15 protein-coding genes are annotated in these 18,411 nt (G+C 65.8%); 5 read left to right on the forward strand and 10 right to left on the reverse strand.

Annotated features, from left to right (window positions below; translation table 11 throughout):
• Position 1 precedes the first annotated feature (1 nt).
• On the reverse strand, positions 2-619 hold the full coding sequence (locus BG60_RS17910) for an MlaC/ttg2D family ABC transporter substrate-binding protein (RefSeq protein ID WP_008354276.1): 618 nt from the start codon (positions 617-619) through the stop codon (positions 2-4).
• A 213-nt stretch (positions 620-832) separates the two neighbouring features.
• On the opposite strand from BG60_RS17910, the gene hpnN reads away from it, so the two are divergent.
• Positions 833-3,493, forward strand: a complete 2,661-nt coding sequence (gene hpnN, locus BG60_RS17915) for a hopanoid transporter HpnN (protein ID WP_008354275.1) — start codon at positions 833-835, stop codon at positions 3,491-3,493.
• Positions 3,490-4,464, forward strand: coding sequence for an MlaA family lipoprotein (locus BG60_RS17920; protein WP_008354274.1), 975 nt, complete (start codon positions 3,490-3,492; stop codon positions 4,462-4,464). The genes hpnN and BG60_RS17920 overlap by 4 nt, the downstream gene beginning before the upstream one ends.
• A gap of 44 nt (positions 4,465-4,508) precedes the next feature.
• Here BG60_RS17920 and BG60_RS17925 read toward each other — a convergent pair whose 3' ends face one another.
• From BG60_RS17925 to BG60_RS17960, 8 genes are all read right to left on the reverse strand, one after another.
• Complete coding sequence (locus BG60_RS17925) at positions 4,509-4,982, reverse strand: acyl-CoA thioesterase (protein ID WP_008354273.1); 474 nt, start codon at positions 4,980-4,982, stop codon at positions 4,509-4,511.
• A 128-nt stretch (positions 4,983-5,110) separates the two neighbouring features.
• Positions 5,111-5,767: a phosphorylase gene (locus BG60_RS17930; RefSeq protein WP_051079095.1), complete on the reverse strand. Its 657-nt coding sequence runs from the start codon at positions 5,765-5,767 to the stop codon at positions 5,111-5,113.
• Positions 5,768-5,793: 26 nt separating this feature from the next.
• Positions 5,794-7,773, reverse strand: a complete 1,980-nt coding sequence (gene shc / locus BG60_RS17935) for a squalene--hopene cyclase (RefSeq protein ID WP_034472252.1) — start codon at positions 7,771-7,773, stop codon at positions 5,794-5,796.
• Positions 7,773-9,047 carry a hydroxysqualene dehydroxylase HpnE gene (gene hpnE / locus BG60_RS17940; RefSeq protein ID WP_008354270.1) on the reverse strand — a complete coding sequence of 425 codons (1,275 nt, stop codon included), beginning with the start codon at positions 9,045-9,047 and terminating at the stop codon, positions 7,773-7,775. Before hpnE ends, shc begins: the two co-directional genes overlap by 1 nt.
• The gene (gene hpnD, locus BG60_RS17945; protein WP_008354269.1) at positions 9,047-9,895 is read right to left on the reverse strand and encodes a presqualene diphosphate synthase HpnD; all 849 of its coding nucleotides are present in this window, start codon (positions 9,893-9,895) and stop codon (positions 9,047-9,049) included. The genes hpnE and hpnD overlap by 1 nt, the downstream gene beginning before the upstream one ends.
• 248 nt (positions 9,896-10,143) lie before the next feature.
• Positions 10,144-11,085 carry a sensor domain-containing diguanylate cyclase gene (locus BG60_RS17950; protein ID WP_008354268.1) on the reverse strand — a complete coding sequence of 314 codons (942 nt, stop codon included), beginning with the start codon at positions 11,083-11,085 and terminating at the stop codon, positions 10,144-10,146.
• A 3-nt stretch (positions 11,086-11,088) separates the two neighbouring features.
• Complete coding sequence (locus BG60_RS17955) at positions 11,089-11,712, reverse strand: chemotaxis protein CheC (RefSeq protein WP_008354267.1); 624 nt, start codon at positions 11,710-11,712, stop codon at positions 11,089-11,091.
• On the reverse strand, positions 11,705-12,073 hold the full coding sequence (locus BG60_RS17960) for a response regulator (RefSeq protein ID WP_008354266.1): 369 nt from the start codon (positions 12,071-12,073) through the stop codon (positions 11,705-11,707). The genes BG60_RS17955 and BG60_RS17960 overlap by 8 nt, the downstream gene beginning before the upstream one ends.
• A 785-nt stretch (positions 12,074-12,858) precedes the next feature.
• On the opposite strand from BG60_RS17960, the gene BG60_RS17970 reads away from it, so the two are divergent.
• Both BG60_RS17970 and BG60_RS17975 read left to right on the forward strand, forming a co-directional pair.
• Complete coding sequence (locus BG60_RS17970; RefSeq protein WP_034472255.1) at positions 12,859-15,117, forward strand: hybrid sensor histidine kinase/response regulator; 2,259 nt, start codon at positions 12,859-12,861, stop codon at positions 15,115-15,117.
• A gap of 178 nt (positions 15,118-15,295) precedes the next feature.
• Positions 15,296-16,669: a hypothetical protein gene (locus BG60_RS17975; protein ID WP_034472278.1), complete on the forward strand. Its 1,374-nt coding sequence runs from the start codon at positions 15,296-15,298 to the stop codon at positions 16,667-16,669.
• Positions 16,670-16,734: 65 nt separating this feature from the next.
• Here BG60_RS17975 and BG60_RS17980 read toward each other — a convergent pair whose 3' ends face one another.
• Positions 16,735-17,286 (reverse strand): NADPH-dependent FMN reductase, encoded by a 552-nt coding sequence (locus BG60_RS17980; RefSeq protein ID WP_034472257.1) that lies wholly within the window; start codon positions 17,284-17,286, stop codon positions 16,735-16,737.
• 499 nt (positions 17,287-17,785) lie between these two features.
• Here BG60_RS17980 and BG60_RS17985 point away from each other — a divergent pair, with 499 nt between their 5' ends.
• Positions 17,786-18,025 (forward strand): DUF4148 domain-containing protein, encoded by a 240-nt coding sequence (locus BG60_RS17985; RefSeq protein ID WP_008354261.1) that lies wholly within the window; start codon positions 17,786-17,788, stop codon positions 18,023-18,025.
• Positions 18,026-18,411 lie beyond the last annotated feature (386 nt).

An 18,411-nucleotide genomic window follows, 5' to 3' on the forward strand; every position in this document is an offset into this window, starting at 1 on the left:
ATCAGCCCGCGGAACGGGCGTTATGCTCGGAAAGGAACTTGATGAGACCGTCGACGCCGCCCTTTTGCAGCTGACCGACGAATTGTTGCTGATAGACCTGGATGAGCCATGCGCCCATCATGTCGATGTCATAGATTTTCCAGCCCTGCGGGGTCTTCTGCAGGCGATAGCGCACCGGATTGTCGCCGCCCGTGGAAATGACATGTGATTCGACGACGGTGTCCTTCGCGTTGGCGTCGACGTTGGGCGCGTCGAACCTGAAGGTCACGTCCTGATCGCGGAGCTGCGCGAGCGATGCCGCGTAGGTGCGGACCAGCAGCGTCTGGAACTGGTCGTAAAGCTGCTTCTGCTGCTCGGGCGTGGCGGTCGCCCACGCCTTGCCGACCGCGATGCGCGTCGTGCGCTGGAAGTCGGTGGCGGGCAGGAAACGCGTCTCGACGAGTTGCGTGATCTTCGCCATGTCGCCGCCGCGCGCCTGCGGGTCGGCCTTCATGGCCTTGACCGTGCCTTCGACGGCATTCTTGACGACGGCATCGGGACTCGTTTGTGCGAATGCCTCGCCTGTGAAAGACATCGAGGCAAGGAGGAAAGCGAAGCAAATAGACAGATAGCGTTTCATGGCACCCGTTCTCTAATCAGGTTTGGTGGCGCGGGTAGTGCGGCCTTCGGACGTTGCAGGAGCGGCCAGGCGGCTGCGAGTCAGTATATCGACACCTTGCCAGCGTAACAGTTCAAGGACGGACCGTTCAGTGCGCCCGGTATACTTGCGCGGCATCATGCGATTCACGCGCTCGCGCGCGCAAAAATAACAGGCACTCCAGGTAACGTCTTCATGCTGACGTCCAACATTACTCGCTTCGTCACCCTCGCCATTCGCCGGCCGGCGTGGATTATCGCCGTTTCGCTGCTGCTCGGCGTGCTGTCCACGATTTATGTCGTCCATCACTTCAAGATCAGCACCGACGTCAGCCAGCTGATCGAGACGGAGCCGGAGTGGGCCGCGCGCAGCAAGGCCATCGAGGAAGCGTTTCCGCAGCGCGGCGCGGCATTGCTGATCGTCGTTCAGGCGCCCGCGCAGGAATTCGCCGATGCCGCCGCAAGCGCGCTCGCCGCCGCGCTCGCGAAAGAGCCGGAGCGCTTCAGGTCGGTGTCGCAACCGGCGGGCGGCGAGTTCTTCGAGCACAACGGACTGCTTTATCTCCCGACGGAGAAGGTCGAGCAGGTCACGAAACAGCTCGTGCAGGCGCGTCCGCTCATCAATACGCTCGCGCACGACCCGACGCTCACCGGCCTCGCGCAGACGCTCAACACCACGCTCAACCTGCCGCTGACGCTCGGACAGGTCAATCTCGGCCAGATGGCCGGCTTGCTCGGCAAGAGCGCGACCGTGCTCGATCGCGTGCTGGCGAATCAGCCGGCGGCGTTCTCATGGCGCGGCCTCGCGGATTCATCGCCGAACGATGCGCCCGGGCGCGCGTTTGTCACCGTGTTGCCGGAGTTGAACTTCAACGCGCTGAAGGCGGCGGCGGGCACCTCGGAAGAGATTCGCGCGAAGGCGGCGGAACTCGGCATCGACAAGAAGTACGGCGCGACGCTGCATCTGACGGGCGCGCAGCCGCTCGCCGACGAAGAGTTCGCGTCCGTGCAGGACGGCGCCGTGCTCAACGGCGTGCTGACCTTCCTCGTCGTGCTGATGATCCTCTGGGTCGCGCTGCGTTCCAAGCGCATGATCCTCGCGGTGTTCATCACGCTTTTCGTCGGGCTCGCGATCACGGCGGCGCTCGGACTCATGATGGTCCACGCGCTCAACATGATCTCGGTCGCGTTCATGGTGCTCTTCGTCGGACTCGGCGTGGACTTCGGCATCCAGTTCGGCGTGAAGTATCGCGAAGAGCGCTACAAGCACAAGCGGCTCGATGTGTCGCTCGCGGAAACCGCGCGCCATGTCGCGGTGCCGCTCACGCTCGCCGCCGCCGCGACCGCCGCGAGCTTCTTCTCGTTTCTGCCGACCGCGTATCGCGGCGTGTCGGAGCTGGGGCTGATCGCGGGCGTCGGCATGTTCGTCGCGTATGCCACCAACATGACGCTGCTGCCCGCGCTCATCAAGGTGTTCGCGCCGCCGGGCGAAGCGCAATCGCCGGGCTTTCCGGTTCTTGCGCCCGTCGACGAGTTCCTCGACAGGCATCGCAAGCCGGTGCTGATCGGCACGCTCGTCATCGTGATCGGCGCGCTGCCGCTGCTCTTCAATCTGCGATTCGACTTCAATCCGCTGCATCTGAAGGATCCGCACACCGAGTCGATGGCGACGCTCATCTCGCTGCAGGACTCGCCGGAAGGCGCGGTGAACGACGTCGCCGTGCTCGCGCCCTCGCTCGCCGATGCGGATGCCATCGCCGCGAAGCTGAAGAAGCTGCCGGAAGTCGGCAGCGCCACGACGCTCTCGTCGCTCATTCCCGGCGATCAGCCGAAGAAGCTCGAACTGATCGAGGCCGCCGCCGATCAGCTTTTGCCCGCGCTCGATCAGCAGACGGCCTCGCCCGTGACGGACGCCGTGCGCGTGGCGGCGTTGAAGCGCGTATCGAGCCAGCTCTCGCTCGCCGCCGACGAGCATCCCGGTCCGGGCGATAAGGAAGCGAAGCATCTGTCCGAAACGCTCGCGAAGCTGGCGCAAGCCGACGCCGCGACGCGCGATCGCGCCGAGCATGCGATGGCCGAGCCGCTGCGTATCGCGCTCGCGCAATTGCGCGCGCTGCTCACGCCGGCGGAGATCACGCGCGAAACGCTGCCGCCGCACATGGTCGCGTCGTTCGTGACGCCGAACGGCCAGGCGCTCGTCGATGTCGCGCCGAAGATTCCGCCTGGCGTCGATCCCAACGACGACGCGCTGCTCGCGCACTTCGCCGATGCCGTGCAGAAAGCCGAGCCGAACGCGATCGGCGGGCCGATCTCCGTGCGTCATTCGGCGGAAACGATCATCAAGGCGTTCGAGCAGGCGGCGCTCTATTCGCTGATCGCGATCGCGGTGCTGCTGTGGATCGCGCTGCGCCGTTTTGGCGACGTTCTGAGAACTTTGGTACCGTTGCTCGTTTCCGCGATCGTCACGCTGGAATTGTGCGTCGTCTTCAGGATGCCGCTCAACTTCGCGAACATCATCGCGTTGCCGCTCATGCTGGGCGTCGGCGTCGCCTTCAAGATCTATTTCGTGATGGCGTGGCGTTCCGGCCAGACCCGGCTGCTTCAGTCCAGTCTCACGCATGCCGTTATGTTCAGTGCGGCCACGACCGCGACCGCATTCGGCAGCCTGTGGTTTTCCCATCATCCGGGCACGTCCAGCATGGGACGGCTGCTGGCGCTGTCGCTCTTTTGCACGCTGATCGGTGCGGTGGTCTTTCAGCCGGTATTGATGGGCAAGCCGCGCAAGGTGCGCGCGGCGGCGCGCGCGAAGCTCAGGGCGGCGCAACGACATGACAACCTAAGAGGAATTGAAGAATGAAGTCGGGATCGACGGCTTTGACCGCTCGTGCTGTGCGTAAATTGGGCTTGAGTCTCGCGATTGTGGGCGCGCTCGCGACGACGGGATGCGCGACCGGCCCGGATCGCAATCCGAAGGATCCGCTCGAACCGATGAACCGCAAGATCTTCACGTTCAACGACACGCTCGATACCTATGTCGCCAAGCCGGTCGCGCAGTTCTACGTCGATTACACGCCGAGCCCGTTCCGCACGGCCGTCAGCAACTTCTTCTCGAATCTCGGCGATTTCTCCAACTTCGCGAACAACCTGCTGCAGTTGAAGATCACCGATGCGACGCAAGATCTGATGCGTATCGCGATGAACTCGGTATTCGGCATCGGCGGTCTGATCGATATCGCATCGCCGGCGGGTCTGCCGAAGCATCATCAGGATTTCGGGCTGACGCTCGGGCACTACGGCATGCCATCGGGACCGTATTTGGTGCTGCCGCTGCTCGGCCCGAGCTCGTTCCGCGACTCGACGACGTGGCTCGTCGACTGGCGCGTGAATCCGTTGAGCTATTCCGATGCGGAGATTCGCTGGCCGCTCTTCGGCCTGAACTTCGTGAGCGCGCGGGCCGACCTGATCGGCGCGACCGATCTGCTTTCCGCTGCCGCCCTCGACAAATACGCGTTCGTGCGCGACGCGTATACGCAGCGGCGTCAGTATCTGCTGACGGGCGGCGGCGCGAGCTCGCTGCCCGACTACGGCGACGAAGGCGCATCGGCGCCCGAAGGCGCGAGCGCGCCGGGCGAAACCGGCGGCGGCAGCACGGAGCAAGGCTTGCCGACGTATGTGGATCCGGGCGCGGCGGCATCGCCGGCCGGTGGCGTCGGCGGGAAATCGCCTGCGCCGGGAGAGAATGCGCCGAAGACTCAGCCGTCGGCGAGTTCGAGCAAGGCGCAGGGATTGCCGCAGTACGACGATCCCGCAGCGCAGCCTGCGAAGTGACGAGCTCGTAAAACGAAACGGGCGCTTCGGCGCCCGTTTTCTCTTTAATGTGCGGCTTCTTCCGCGACTTCTTCGAGCAAGTCGTCGCCCGACACTTTCGGCGCTTCGACGACGCCCTGATCGCGGCGATAGGCTTCGAACAATTCATCCGCGTAGCGAATTTGCGTCCGGCCGTGCGGCGAGGGCTCGCCCTGTTCGTTCAGATTGACGAACACCATCTTCTCGACGGTCAGAATGCTTTTTCGCGTGATCTTGTTGCGCACTTCGGCGCGCAGTGTGATCGACGTGCGGCCGAATTGCGTCGCGGTGATGCCGAGTTCGATGATGTCGCCCTGCCGCGCCGAGCTCACGAAGTTGATTTCCGACATGAACTTGGTCACGACGCGCTGATTGCCCAGCTGCGAGATGGCGTAGATCGCGGCTTCTTCGTCGATCCAGCGCAACAGGCTGCCGCCGAAGAGCGTGCCGTTCGGGTTCAGGTCTTCGGGCTTGACCCATTTACGGGTGTGGAAATTCATTTGCGGTCCCTCGCTTTCATTGCTGCGCGCGTCGCGGAGTTCCTGTAGACGCGCGCTCGATCAGGGTTTTCCCTGATTATACCGAGATGAGGGTTAACCCGCAGAAAGCAAGGGATGAGACCGAAGCGTTATGCCACCGCCAACGCCCGCGCCGATTCCATCGCGTGCCGCGCCTGCACGAGCGTCGCGCGGGCGGCGCGGGCATCGGATGCAAGGCGCAGAAGCGCGCCCAACTGCGCCGGATCGCGGACCAATTCGCGCAAAATCGGACCGATCGCCGTCGTGCCGTCATCGCGCAAACCGGCCGTCGCGGCGGTCGGCAACGTTCGCCACGCGGGATCGACCACGGCGCGGCACACTGCGAACGGCAAGCCGCGCGCCGTCGCGATGGCCCCGGCGATATGCGATTCCATATCGACGGCCAGCGCGCCCGTCGACGAATGCAGCGAGCGCTTTTCCGCCTCGGTCTTGACGGGCGCCGTGACGCCAGCCGTCTTGCCGCGCCGCGTGACGCGCTCGACGGGCGTGCCCGCGAACGCATCGACGATGCGCGCCGACCACGCCGCATCGGTATGCAGCTCGCCGAAAGGACCGCACACGCTGTCGGCGACGATCAGCGCGCCCGGCTTCAGATCCGGTGCGAGCCCGCCCGCCGTGCCGAAGCTGACGATTCCCGAACAGCCGCGCGTGAGCGCATCGGACAGCGCGCGCTCGAGCAGATCGGCGCGCGCCGCGAATACGACATCGACGCCGCGTCCGCGCACGATCTTCGCCTCGAACGCCATGCCGGTCACGGCGACGACGGGCGCGTTCACATCGCCGCCGTCACGCGCGTGAGCCCGTCGCGCGTCAGATTGCGATAGCGCGCGAGCGCCCACAGCGGGAAGAACTTGCGATAGCCGTGGTATCGCAGATAGAACACGCGCGGAAAACCGGTCGCGGTGAAGCGCGTTTCATCCCACAGGCCGTGCTTTTGCTGCGTCTTCAGCAGATAGCCGACGCCGCGCGCGACCGCTGGATGCTCGACGAGACCGGCCGCCATCAGCCCGAGCAGCGCCCACGCCGTCTGCGACGCGGTGCTCGGCGCCTGCTCATAACCGCGATAGTCGAGCTTGTAGCTGTCGCCGTCCTCGCCCCAGCCGCCGTCGTCGTTCTGGATGCCGATGAGCCAGTCCGCCGCGCGCTTCATGCGCGTGTCCGTCGGCGCGACGCCCGCCGCGTTCAGCGCGGACATCGCCGACCAGGTGCCGTAGATGAAATTCATGCCCCAGCGCCCGTACCAGCTTCCGTCGCGCTCCTGATCTCGCACGATGTACTCGAACGCGCGACGCGCCGGCTCGCTGTTCAACGACGTCTCGCCGAGTTGCGCGAGCATCGACAGGCAGCGCGCGGAAACGTCGACGGTCGGCGGATCGAGCAGCGCGCCGTGATCCGAGAACGGGATGTTGTTCAGGTAAAACTGCGTGTTTTCGGGCTCGAACGCGCCCCAGCCGCCGTCGCTGCTCTGCATGCCGACGACCCATTCACGCGCGCGCGCAATCGACTCGCCGTACAGCGCCGTGCCGTTTTCGCGATCGGCGCGTTCCATCGCCATCGCGACGACGGCGGTGTCGTCGACATCCGGATAGTGCGGGTTCGCGAACTGGAACGCCCAGCCGCCGGGCCGCACGTCCGGGCGGCGCGAAACCCAGTCGCCGCGCACGTCGAGAATCTGCATTGGCACCAGCCAGTCGAGGCCGCGCCGGACCGCCGCGCGCGCCTTCGGCACGCCGGTTTCGAGCAGCGCGTGCGCCGCGAGCGACGTGTCCCACACCGGCGACAGACACGGCTGGCAATACGCTTCGCCGTCGTCGGCCGGGTCGATGACGAGCAGCTTGTCGAGCGACTTGCGCGCGATCGCGCGGTTCGGATGCTCGGGCGGATAGCCGAGCACGTCGTACATCATCACCGAGTTGGCCATCGCCGGGAAAATCGCGCCGAGGCCGTCCTCGCCGTTCAGCCGCTCGTCGACGAAACGCACGGCTTCATCGATCGCGCGTTCGCGGCCGGCTTTCGGCAGAAGCGGATCGGCGACGCGCAGAATCGAATCGACCACGCGGAAAAAGGCGAACCAGCCGCGGCTCTGGTGCCCGGCGCGCGACGGCATCCCGGTATTGACCGGCGGGTTCGTGAACACTTCGTCGATACGCACGCCGCGCGGATTGCGGGCGCGCGGGCGCTTGGCGTTGAGCACGAGCATCGGCACGATCACCGTGCGCGCCCAGTACGACACCTTCGACAGATGGAACGGGAACCACATCGGCAGACGCATGATCTCGACGGGCATCATCGGCACCGCGCGCCACGACACGACGCCGAACAGCGCGAGCAGGATACGCGTGAACACGTTCACTTTCTCCGCGCCGCCCGCGGCGAGGATTGCTGCGCGGGCGCGCTCCATGTGCGGTGCGTCGGGCGAATCGCCGATCATCTTCAGCGCGAAATACGCCTTCACGGTCGCGGAGACATCCATCGCGCCGTCGGTGAAAAGCGGCCAGCCGCCGTCCTCGCGCTGAATGCGGCGCAGATAGCGGCCGATCTTCGCTTCGAGCTTTTCGTCGGCGGTCTCGCCGAGATAGTGGACGAGCAGCACGTATTCGGCGGGAATCGTTGCGTCCGCTTCGAGTTCGTAGAGCCAGTAGCCTTCCGGATGTTGCGCCGCGAGCAGCGCATCGGTGGCGTGGTTGACGGCGGCGTCGAGCGGCGCGCCCGAAACCTGCGCGCCCACGGCCGAAAGGGATAAATCGTTCATCAGCGTTCCATCGATTGATTCAACAGCGCATCCGCGGCCTTCTGGCCGGAGCGGATCGCGCCTTCGATCGTCGCGGGCAGGCCGGTCGCCGTCCAGTCGCCCGCGAGCGTGAAATTGCGCCAGCGGGTGCGCGTGGCGGCCCGCAAGCCTTCCTGCGCCGGCACGGCGGCAAACGTCGCATGTTCATCGACGACGACTTGCCAGGGCGGCGTCGGCACGGCGGGCATCCGCACGGCCTTCGCCGCTTCGCGCCAGACCGCCTGCGCGAGCTCTTCGTGCGGCGTCGCGAGCCATTGGCCGGCGCTCGACAGCGTGACCGAGAGCCGTCCGTCGGCCGCGAAAAGCCGGTCCGACATGCCGTTGACGAGACACGTCAGCGGCTCGAAGCCCACGGGTGCATCGACGGCAAAATGCACGGTGACGATCGCGCGCGATGCGTCCGGCGCGCTCAACCCCGGCACGAGGCGCCGGGCCGCATCGGGCGGCACGGCGAGCACCACGCCGTCGCCGGGCGCGAGCGTCAGCGGGTCTGCGCCGTCGAAAGCGAGCGAGCTTACACGCTCCGTCGAATCCGTGCCGGATACCCCGACGGCCGCGACGCGCGAGCCGAGCCGGATCTCCGCGCCGCCGTACTGCAAGAGCCGCAGCGCGGGCTCGACGAACGCGTGCGACAACCCGCTTCTCGCGATGAGCGGACGGCACGCCTGGCCGCCTTGCGCGACGGTTTCGCGCAGCAGGCCGGCCGCGAGTTCCGCGCTCGCCTCGGACGGATCGGCGTTGAGCATCGCGCGCAAGAGCGGGCGCGCGAGCAGGTTCCATACGCGATCCTTGCGCCGCACGCATTCTTCGACCGTGCGGCCCGGTTTCGCCCACAGGAGCGGCAGAAACGGCAGGTAGTCGGCCGGCTGCGTGCCGGGCACGCGCGCGTCGGCATCGAAGATCCAGCGCGGCAGGCGTCCGGACGACATGCGGATCGTCCACGCGTCGCCGCTCGCGACATCGAAAAAAGGATAGTCGGGCTGCGTCGGGCCGATCAGCGTATCGGTTGCGCCGATCGCGCGCAGGTACGCCATCGTCGATTGGTAGCCCGAAAGCAGCAGATGATTGCCGTTGTCGAGCGTGACGCCGAGCTTCGTATCGAAGAAAGAGCGGCAGCGTCCGCCCGCGTGAGGCGCGGCGTCGAGCAGCACGACGCGCGCGCCGCGCCGTTGCGCCTCGACCGCGGCGGCAAGACCGGCGATGCCCGCTCCGACGACGAAAACCCGCCGGGACATCAGATCAGATTGCGCGCCACGATCCACAGCAGGCGCGAGCGCGGCGTCCGCACGCGCGTGCGCGGCAGGTCGAAACCGCGTTTGAGATTGGCGTCGAGCACGGTGCGATACGCCGCCGACATGATGCGCGGCGCGCGCACCTGCGATCGCGGCGAAGCCGCCATGATCGCGTCGGACTGCGCGTAGTGGCCCCTCGCGCGCTCGGCCAGCACGGCGCACACGCGCGGCAGGCGTGCGTCGCCGACGATGCTCGCCGGATCGCTCGTCGAAATGCCTTCGCGCGCGAGCAACTCGCGCGGCAGATACACGCGGCCGATTTCGGCGTCTTCGTCGATGTCGCGCAGGATGTTGGTGAGTTGCAGCGCGCGCCCGAGATGATGCGCGAGCCGCCGGCCGGCGTCCTCGTGCATCCCGAAGATCCTCACCGACAGCCGGCCGACGGCGCTCGCCACGCGGTCGCAATAGAGGTCGAGCGTGGCTTCGTCGGGTGCGACGATATCGCCGGCGGCGTCCATCGCCATGCCGTCGATCACGGCGTGGAAGTCGTCGCGGGAAAGCCGGAAAGCCTGGATGTGCTGCGTGAGCGCTTCGAGCGATTTCTTCGGCGCGCCGGCGTAGCACGCATCGATGTCCTCGCGCCACTGGTCGAGCGCGAGCGCGCGCTCGCGGCGCGGCAGCGTGCCTTCGTCGGCGATGTCGTCGACCGCGCGGCAGAACGCGTAAATCTGGTACATCGCGTCGCGCTGCGCAGCCGGAAGGATACGCATCGCGAGATAAAACGAGCTTCCCGACGACGTTTTCGCGGCGTCGGGGGCAGGATCGTCAGCGATGATGTTGGAAACGGCCAAGACGAACTCCGCTGTGGCGCCCCCACGGGCAAATTAAGAGATCGGGCGCCGGACCCGACGCGGCCCGGCGCGCGCGGAACCACCTGGCGCTGAGCGGGACGATCAAGGAAGAAAGCCGGCGCGAGCCGGCTGCGACTGCGCCGGAAGCGGCAAAGAGTATATCAATACTTTGCCCGATTGCGCCGGAGCCGCGCGGGACATGGCGCGGCGCATCGGGCGCAATTTCAGGGGCGGTTTCAGGCGCGTTTTCAGGCAAATCCCACCGAGCGATTGCGCCCTTCGCGCTTGGCCGTGTAAAGCGCCGCATCCGCCTCGTTGATGAGCGCTTCGTACGACGACGTCACGCCGGTACGCGCACGCGCCACGCCGACGCTCGCCGTCACGGGCACGCGCGCGTTCTGCACGTCGACGGGCGTCTCGCCGATCTCCCTCCGCACTTTCTCCGCGACGATCATCGCGTCGTCGAAATTCGTGCAGGGCAAGAGCAGCGCGAATTCCTCGCCGCCAAAACGCCCGAACACGTCCTGCACGCGCACGGCCTTGGCGACGCGCTCGGCCATCACGCGCAGGACCGTATCGCCGACGAGGTGGCCGCGATCGTCGTTGATGCGTTTGAAATGGTCGAGATCGAAGAGCAGCATCGACAGTTCGCCGCCGTAGCGATGCCAGCGCTGGAATTCGTCGCGCAATCGCAGCTCGAAATAGCGCCGGTTCGCGATGCCGGTCAAGCCGTCGCGGTCCGCGAATTCCTGCAGTTTCGCGACGGCTTCGTCGCGGGCGCGCTGCATCATGCTCGCGTGCGTCACGTCGGAAATCGTCACGCAGACGGCGCGCACGTCGCCCTCCAGCGTGAGCGGCATGAACGTGCAGTCCTGCTGCATGTAATCGACGCCGCCGGTGATCGGCCGGTCGTGGTCGAACTTGAAGAGATACGGGCGCTGCTCCCACGAACTGAACGCGAAGCTGCCGAGCTGGAACACGCTTTCGACCTTGCGCGTGAACCACACGCGCGGCAGTTCCGGAAAGCTCGCGAAAATCGATTTGCCGATCACTTGCTCGGCCGTCTTGCCGCTGTGGTCCTGCATGAAGCGGTTCCACATCAGCACGTTGAGGTCGCGATCGAGCACGAAGATGCCGAATCCGACACGCTCGATCACCAGCTCGCTCAGCAGATGGCGCAGGTCTTCCATTCGTCAGAGGCTCGACAGCAGCGCATCGAGCGCTTCGCTCAGATGCGCGATCGCGTCCTCGGCCATCAGCATCACGAGATGCGCGCGAAAACTGTGGTCTTCGAGCGCGAAATTCACTTCGAGCAGGAGCGCCGTCTTCCACGCGAGCATCGCGGGCTGAAAGACCTCGTCGAGCCCGATGTCCGAGCCGAGCATGCCGGGCGGCGAAAAAATCGGCGAACGGCCAAGGCGGTCGAGAATGCACGACACGCACGCGCCCATCAGCACCGTCGCGATATCGAAGACGAGCTCGGTGCGCGTCGTCGTCGTGTACGTGGACTTCGTGTAGGGATCGTCGACGAGCGCGCACAGCTGATCGACGCTGCCGCTCTTGCAGAGCACGATCGCCTCGCCCTTGATGTCCGAGCGGAAGCCCTGGCGCACGGCGGTGACGGTATCGGTGATGCCGGTCATCTCCGAAAGCGCCGCGGATGCCTCCGCCACGCTCACGACGCGCACGCGCGGCACCGACAGCTCGATGAACGTGCCGAGCAGCTTCGAAAGACGCGTCGCGGCCTGGCCCATCGCCATGTTGGCCACTTCCTGCAGCGCGTCGCGCTGATCTTCGTTGAGGGCGGTTTCAAGCATGGAGACCGTACTCCTTCAATACGGGGCGCAGCGCTTCGGGCGTCACCGGCTTCGGCAGGAAGGCGATCGCGCCGAGCGCGCGTACGCGTTCCTGGGCCATCGGCTGCACATCGGCGGATACGACGATCACGAACGTATTCAGATCTTCGTGCTGCAAGGCGTCGAGAACCTGATAGCCCGTCATGTCGGGCATCGTCAGATCGAGGAACATCACCGAGGCGCGGCCGGCCCGATAGTGCTCGAGCGCCTCGCGCCCGTTGGTCGCGTAGGAGATCTCGACGTCCCAGTCCGGGGGCAGCGCGCGCGTCAGCACCTTGCGCGCGAGCAGTGAATCATCGGCAATGACAATCGGCAACGGCATGGTCGGCAGGATCTTTTAGGCTGTTTTCGGGCGGAGAACGGTCGTGTCGACGGACACGGCGGGCTCTCGTATGGATTACGGCATCCGCGCAGCGATCTTTATAGCGATGTTCACGGAAGAACCGGCGTGAGCCCTTGGGCCCGGCGGGAATGCGGGCGCTGTCGGAGATGCAGGTCGGCGGCGATGAGCCAGGCGCGTCGCCTGTCGACGTCGGCGCGCCACGCGGCGGGCGGGCGCTGTGTAATCAGCGCGCGCCCAGTGCGCGATGGATGCTGGCTCTCGATCGGCGTCATGTTGCCTGCCCCGTGCGTGATCCGGAGATTCCGGACCTTGGCCTTTTTCTCCTCGCTCGGTCGCGCTGCCTGCCCGCATCTGCCGGGCAAGCGGTACTTCGCCCCGACGCGCGCCGGGAGGCTGCTTGTATTCCCCGGCCGACGCTCTCAGCGGCGTTTCGGATCGGAGGATTGCATTGTCTGATTATCAGAATGTCAAAGCAACTCGATGAGGCGCCAAGCGAGAATTAATATGATGAAATAAGGTTCGATACGGGTGAATTCTGCTCGATGTGTTCCGATGCGCTGTCAGTCCATGCTTTTGTGTACGTTTGCGCTTCCAAGAATCTCGCTAACTGCGCGCCGCGTGCAAGCTTCGTTCGACGGCCGGGAAGGCTGAGTCGCGCCGATCCGGCATGCTTCGTGCGTCCTAGTTGCGGTTGCACCGTCCACGCCCGCTACCGCGTACGAAAGGTACGGGCCATGAGTAAGTTTTCCAATTCGCTGCCAAAAATGACGCTGCAACGTGAGGAGTCCGACGCCGTTCCCGCCGCGCAGTCGTGGCAGGAGGAACCGCCTTTTCCGGTGGTGCCCGAGCGCAACTTCGCCGCGCAGCGCCTGACGCTCTATGCGTTGCTGGTCGCGGCGGTCGTGCTGCCGTGCGTGTACGTCGCCATCACCGCATACACCGATTACCACGCGCGCGTCGCCGACGCCTCCGATCTGGTCGCGCGCAACGCCCGCGTCGCGGAAGAACACGCGCTGAAAGTCTTCGATTTGAACGTGACGCTCAACGAGCGCATCGTCGATCTGCTCGACGGCCTCGACGCCGGCGCGATCCGCCGCGAAAGCGCCACGATCCATCAGCGCCTCAAGGCGATCAGCGGCTCCTATCAGCAAGTTGCGGCGGCATCCGTGTTCGGCGCCGACGGCAAGCTGCTCGCGACGAGCCGCATCTGGCCGACGCCCGACATCTCCGTTGCCGAGCGCGACGATTTCGGCGGCCTGCGCGCCGGCCAGAGCCAGCGGATTTCGCGCGTGATGGTCGGCCGCGTCGCCGGCGAGCAGGTGTTCAACACGGCGATCGCGCGGCGCACGCCGGCGGGCGCGTTCGACGGCATGGTGACGATCGCGCTGCGCCCATCGTATTTCAGCGCGTTCTATCGCGAGCTGATCGGCGATAACCCGAGCGTGTCGCTCGGTCTGACGCGCGCGGACGGCGAAGTGCTCGCGTGGTATCCGCCGCGCCCGGCCGATCGCATGGCGCTCGCGGCCAGCTCGCCGCTGCGCGAGGCGTACCGCGCGGGCGGCCGAAGCGGCGTCGTCAGGATGGTTTCGGGGCTGGACGATCAGCTGAAGATCGTCGCGTTCCGGCGCGTCGGCGGGTATCCGGCCTATGTATCGAGCGGCTATCCGATCGCGACGATCTGGTCGGCATGGTGGAAGCATCTGAGCGTGCTCGCGCTCTCGATCTTCGCGCCGTGCGTCGTGCTGTGGGGCGTAATCGCGCAGTCGTTGCGGCGCCTCGCGACCGAAGAGGAAGCGTGGGAGCGCTGGCAGGCCGAAGCGTCGATGCGCCGCTCGATCGAATCGGCGTATCGGCAGGCGCGCAAGATGGAGGCGCTCGGCAATCTCGTCGGCAGCGTCGCGCACGACTTCAACAATCTGCTGATGATCGTCTCGACCAACGTGCAGATCGCGCGGCGGCGCGGCGCGCCCGGCCTCGATCGCGAACTCACGGCGATGGAACGCGCGCTGAAAAGCGGCCAGTCGCTCACGCGGCAACTGCTCGGCGTCGCGCGCAAGCAGCCGTTGCGCAGCGAGATCATCGCGATCGGCAAATGGGTGCCGGCGGGGCGCGAGTTGCTGCGCGCATCGCTCGGCGCGAAGGTGGCGCTCAGCGTCGAAGTCGCGCCGGAGGTGTGGGCGATCCGCGTCGATCCGGCGGAACTGGAGCTCGCGCTCATCAACGTCGCGGTGAACGCGCGCGACGCGATGCCCAACGGCGGCACCTTCACCGTGCGCGCCGGCAACGTGCGCTTTCGCCACGAGGACGGCTTTCCGATCACCGGCGAATTCGTGCAGATCACGCTCGAAGACAACGGCTTCGGCATGAGCGCCGAAGTGCTCGGGCGCGCGTTCGAACCGCTTTTCACGACCAAGCCGAAAGGCATGGGCACGGGCCTCGGCCTGCCGCAGGTGTTCGCGTTCTGCGAGCGCGCGGGCGGGCTCGCGACCATCGACAGCGCGATCGGCGCGGGCACCGCCGTGCGTCTGTACCTGCCGCGCGCGACGGCGGCGGCGCCCGGCGCGGCCGCGAAGCACGAACAGGCGGCGTCGCAGGAAGCGGACGGCTTGCGCGTGCTGCTCGTCGAGGACAACGAGGAAGTCGCCGCCGGCACCGAAGCGCTGCTCACGATGATGGGCCACCACGTCACCTACCTCTTCAACGCCGATGCCGCCGCGACGATGCTCGAAGCCGCGCGCGCCGACGCATCGGCCGGTTTTCCGTTCGATGTCGTGCTCTCCGACATTCACATGCCGGGGCAGATGAACGGCATCGATCTCGCCGAAATGATGCAGCGCTTTCACCCGCGCATTCCGGTGATCCTCGTCACGGGTTACGCGGAAGAGCTCGACCGCGCGCGGCAGGTCGGCGCGCGCGTGCTGTCCAAGCCGTTCGACATCGCGCTGCTCGACGCGCTCCTGCGCGCGATCCGCGACGGCGCGACGCCTTCCGATCTGCGCGCGGCGCGTTCGGTCGATCGCTGAACCGCCCGCGCTGCAATCGACTTTTGCACGCGCGTTTGTAAAAGCGCCGGCTTCTTTGCCCGCGCCGTGCCGCTCGCGCCGGTTCACGCGCATCCGGCACGCGAGTTGCGTGAATGCCGACATGCGCGGCGACCGACGTCGCCGATTTTCGGAATTCGCCCATCCGCAGGAGGCGTACATGCGACACACCGTCATCGGAGTTTTCGACACCTATGCGCAGGCCGAGGACGCGCGCTCGGCCCTGATCGCCGCCGGCTTCCTGCGCGCGGATATCGAACTGCAGGCCAATCCCAAGCGCGACGATGCAGCCGCGCCGTCCGACATGCCCGATGCCGTCACGCATCAGGAGCCGGGCGTGCTCGCCAACATCGAGCGCTTCTTCAGCATGCTCTTCGGCGGACGCGATCAGCCGCCGGAAGTCGCGCACTATTCCGAGGCCGTGCGGCGCGGTGCGATCCTCGTCGCCGTCGAAACGCCGAGCGTGGAGCAGGCCGACATCGCGCGCGCGACGCTGTCCGATCAGGGCGCGATCGATATCGATGAACGCGCGGCAAGCTGGACGACGCTCGAACACGGCACGTCCGCGGCGGCCGCCGATGACCGCGATCATTCGGTGCTCGACGAACTGGGCCTCGGACGCGGCAGCGCGGTGCCGGGACGCGAGCCGGTGAACGATCCCGACCAGACGCCGTCGCGTGCGCGGGCTTATCCGCACGCTGATGTCGGCGATCCGGCCGCGCTGACGCCGCGCGATTACGTCAGCGATCCCGCCGACGATCCGCTGATGCCGCGCGGCGGCATGTCGCAATCGCAGTCCCAATCCCAGTCGATGACGAGCGACGCCGAACGCACCGCCCGCGATCCGCTCGCCGGTCGCGACCCGGTCACGGGCCGGGATCCGTACGCGACGACCGGCGCCGATCCGCTCGCCGATCCGCTCGCCGATCCGCTCGCCGGGACGCCCGCCGATCCGCTCGCGGCGCGCACCGAACTCGCGGGCGATTCGCTATCGGAGCGCGACGCCATCGCGGGCCGCGATCCGCTGCGCACGACCGGCGCGGTGCCGCCCGAGCGCGCTCCGTTGCCCGGCGTGCGTACCGACACGGCGTCCGAATGGCGCTCCGTCGAACCGTTGAGCCCGCTCGACGAACCCGCGACGCCGTCTCAGGCGGGCGCGGCGCGCGCGGCGGGATCGTCGCCCGATCCGGTTGTCGCTTCGGCGGGAACGCAGGCGGGCGGTCCGGTCGGACCCATCGGAAATCCGCAAAACGTGCCCAATGAATTCATGGAGTACGAAGACGACTTCCGCGCCGATTACGCATCGAAGTATTCGGCGACGGGCGAGCCTTACGAGGACTATCAGGGCGCGTATCGCTACGGCGCGACGCTCGGCAACGACGATCGATTCCGCAGCCGCACCTGGGACGATCAGATGGAATACGAAACGCGCCGCGACTGGGAGAGCAAGCACCCCGAAGGCGATACGTGGGAACGCTTCAAGGCGGCGATTCGTCACGGCTGGGATCGTGTGACGGGACATCATCACGTCTGAGTTCCGAGCCGCTCACGACAACGGCCCGCTTGCGCGGGCCGTCTTTTCGTGTGAACGGTGAGCGCTCAGGCCGCCCCATCCCGCACCCATGCGACGTACTTGTCCATGAACGTCTGCAGATATTTGCGCGTGTCTTCGCTCACGATATTGCCGTTTTCGTCGATGCGCTTTTCGTCGTGCTTGATGTACATCTCCGGCTGATTCATCAGCACGATGTCGAGGTACGCGCACACGCCGCGCAGATGCGACTGCGCGATCGCCGTGCCGATCGCCCCGACCGACGTCCCGATGATCGCGCCCGGCTTGCCGCCCCACGCGCTTTGTCCCCACGGACGCGAGCCCCAGTCGAGCGCGTTCTTCAGCACACCGGGAATCGAGCGGTTGTATTCCGGCGTGACGATCAAGAGGCCGTTTGCTTCGGCGATCTTCTGCTTGAACGTGCGCGCGGCTTCGGGAAAGTCGCTGTCGTAGTCCTGGCTGTACAGCGGCAGGCTGCCGATGTCGAGAAACTCGAACGAGAAATCGCCCGGCGCGAGCGACACGAGCGCATGCGCGAGCTGCTTGTTGAACGAACCCTGTCGCAGACTGCCGACGACCACCGCGATCTTTAAGGCCATGAGATCTTCCCCGTCAAAGGTATGAAAAGGCGGATGAAGCGTTCCAGACAACGCCGTCCTCGCGACGGCGCGCGTGCACATGATAGGCGCATCGCGGGTCGGCCGTCTTCATGCGCGCAGTCAATCGGGACTATTTTTGCGATGAATCGAGCAATGTACCTCGCGCCGCGCCACTACGCGGTTCACAGTGAGCTATCCCCATGGTTATCCACAGTTTCTGTGGATAAGTCGAGAGTAACTTTCATTCCGATAATTTTCTGATTCAACCACGAAACAAAGCGCCCCAAGTCGCGCAAAAAGGTCGTACGAATCGGAACGCATCCTTGCTGATCGCGTAAAAATCTCCGCATTAAGTGAGCGATTACTTGCCATCGCGGGCCCGCATTCATCCACTCTGAACAACAATGTGTTGGCTCAATCAGTATTTTTGTCCAATAGGAATCCTCCTAGACTGCCTCTCAAGCGTCGGCCCCGACGCACACGCATCCAGGAGATTCAAATGAAAAGCTCATTGATCGGCGGTCTCGTTTTGTCGGCGCTTCTCGCCACCGCGCCCGCTTTTGCGCAATCGACGCCTGTGGGCAAGACCCGCGCCGAAGTGAAAGCGGAGCTACAGAGCGCGCGTCGCGCGGGCGATCTGGATGCGGTCAACGCGCTGAGCTATCCGCAATTGCGTCCTTATCAGGAACGGCACGCACAGCTTCAGGCCGGCGTGCGCGACGGTTCCAGCGCGCACTGAACAGCAGCGATTTCGATAATCAGAGGAAGCAGTCTGAACTGGCCCTCCTCCACCGTCGGAATGAAGGTGGTTCGCCCGGTGCCCCCGCGCCGGGCTTTTTTTCGCGGTCAGAGCAAAGCCGCGTTCAGTACGCGTAGCCCGCGATGCTGAGACCGAAGACCGGCAGCATGATGGTGAGCTCCGAGGGAAAAAGGTGAGACGTTTCGGGAGCCTCCCCACGGTGAGCCAGCCGATACAGCCGCGCCTCACTTATAGCCGGATCATCGGGATCGCGAAGCAATTTCGGCAGCTCAGTCACATTCTTAAGTGGACCACCCAAGCCGTTGTTCTTTAACGCATTCGACTTGCTTGACCACGATGCGGCGCGGCATGTACTTCGAGCCGCC

Source organism: Caballeronia zhejiangensis, from assembly GCF_000698575.1.
Classification (GTDB): Bacteria; Pseudomonadota; Gammaproteobacteria; order Burkholderiales; family Burkholderiaceae; genus Caballeronia; species Caballeronia zhejiangensis.

Excerpts from the sequence above, each read along its gene's own strand:
- BG60_RS17970 (WP_034472255.1), top strand. The coding sequence starts at position 12,859 with ATGACGCTGCAACGTGAGGAGTCCGACGCCGTTCCCGCCGCGCAGTCG.
- BG60_RS17960 (WP_008354266.1), bottom strand. The coding sequence starts at position 12,073 with ATGCCGTTGCCGATTGTCATTGCCGATGATTCACTGCTCGCGCGCAAG.
- BG60_RS17925 (WP_008354273.1), bottom strand. The coding sequence starts at position 4,982 with ATGAATTTCCACACCCGTAAATGGGTCAAGCCCGAAGACCTGAACCCG.
- BG60_RS17980 (WP_034472257.1), bottom strand. The coding sequence starts at position 17,286 with ATGGCCTTAAAGATCGCGGTGGTCGTCGGCAGTCTGCGACAGGGTTCG.
- BG60_RS17930 (WP_051079095.1), bottom strand. The coding sequence starts at position 5,767 with ATGGCGTTCGAGGCGAAGATCGTGCGCGGACGCGGCGTCGATGTCGTA.
- shc (WP_034472252.1), bottom strand. The coding sequence starts at position 7,773 with ATGAACGATTTATCCCTTTCGGCCGTGGGCGCGCAGGTTTCGGGCGCG.
- hpnN (WP_008354275.1), top strand. The coding sequence starts at position 833 with ATGCTGACGTCCAACATTACTCGCTTCGTCACCCTCGCCATTCGCCGG.
- BG60_RS17975 (WP_034472278.1), top strand. The coding sequence starts at position 15,296 with ATGCGACACACCGTCATCGGAGTTTTCGACACCTATGCGCAGGCCGAG.
- hpnE (WP_008354270.1), bottom strand. The coding sequence starts at position 9,047 with ATGTCCCGGCGGGTTTTCGTCGTCGGAGCGGGCATCGCCGGTCTTGCC.
- BG60_RS17985 (WP_008354261.1), top strand. The coding sequence starts at position 17,786 with ATGAAAAGCTCATTGATCGGCGGTCTCGTTTTGTCGGCGCTTCTCGCC.
- BG60_RS17910 (WP_008354276.1), bottom strand. The coding sequence starts at position 619 with ATGAAACGCTATCTGTCTATTTGCTTCGCTTTCCTCCTTGCCTCGATG.
- BG60_RS17950 (WP_008354268.1), bottom strand. The coding sequence starts at position 11,085 with ATGGAAGACCTGCGCCATCTGCTGAGCGAGCTGGTGATCGAGCGTGTC.
- BG60_RS17955 (WP_008354267.1), bottom strand. The coding sequence starts at position 11,712 with ATGCTTGAAACCGCCCTCAACGAAGATCAGCGCGACGCGCTGCAGGAA.
- BG60_RS17920 (WP_008354274.1), top strand. The coding sequence starts at position 3,490 with ATGAAGTCGGGATCGACGGCTTTGACCGCTCGTGCTGTGCGTAAATTG.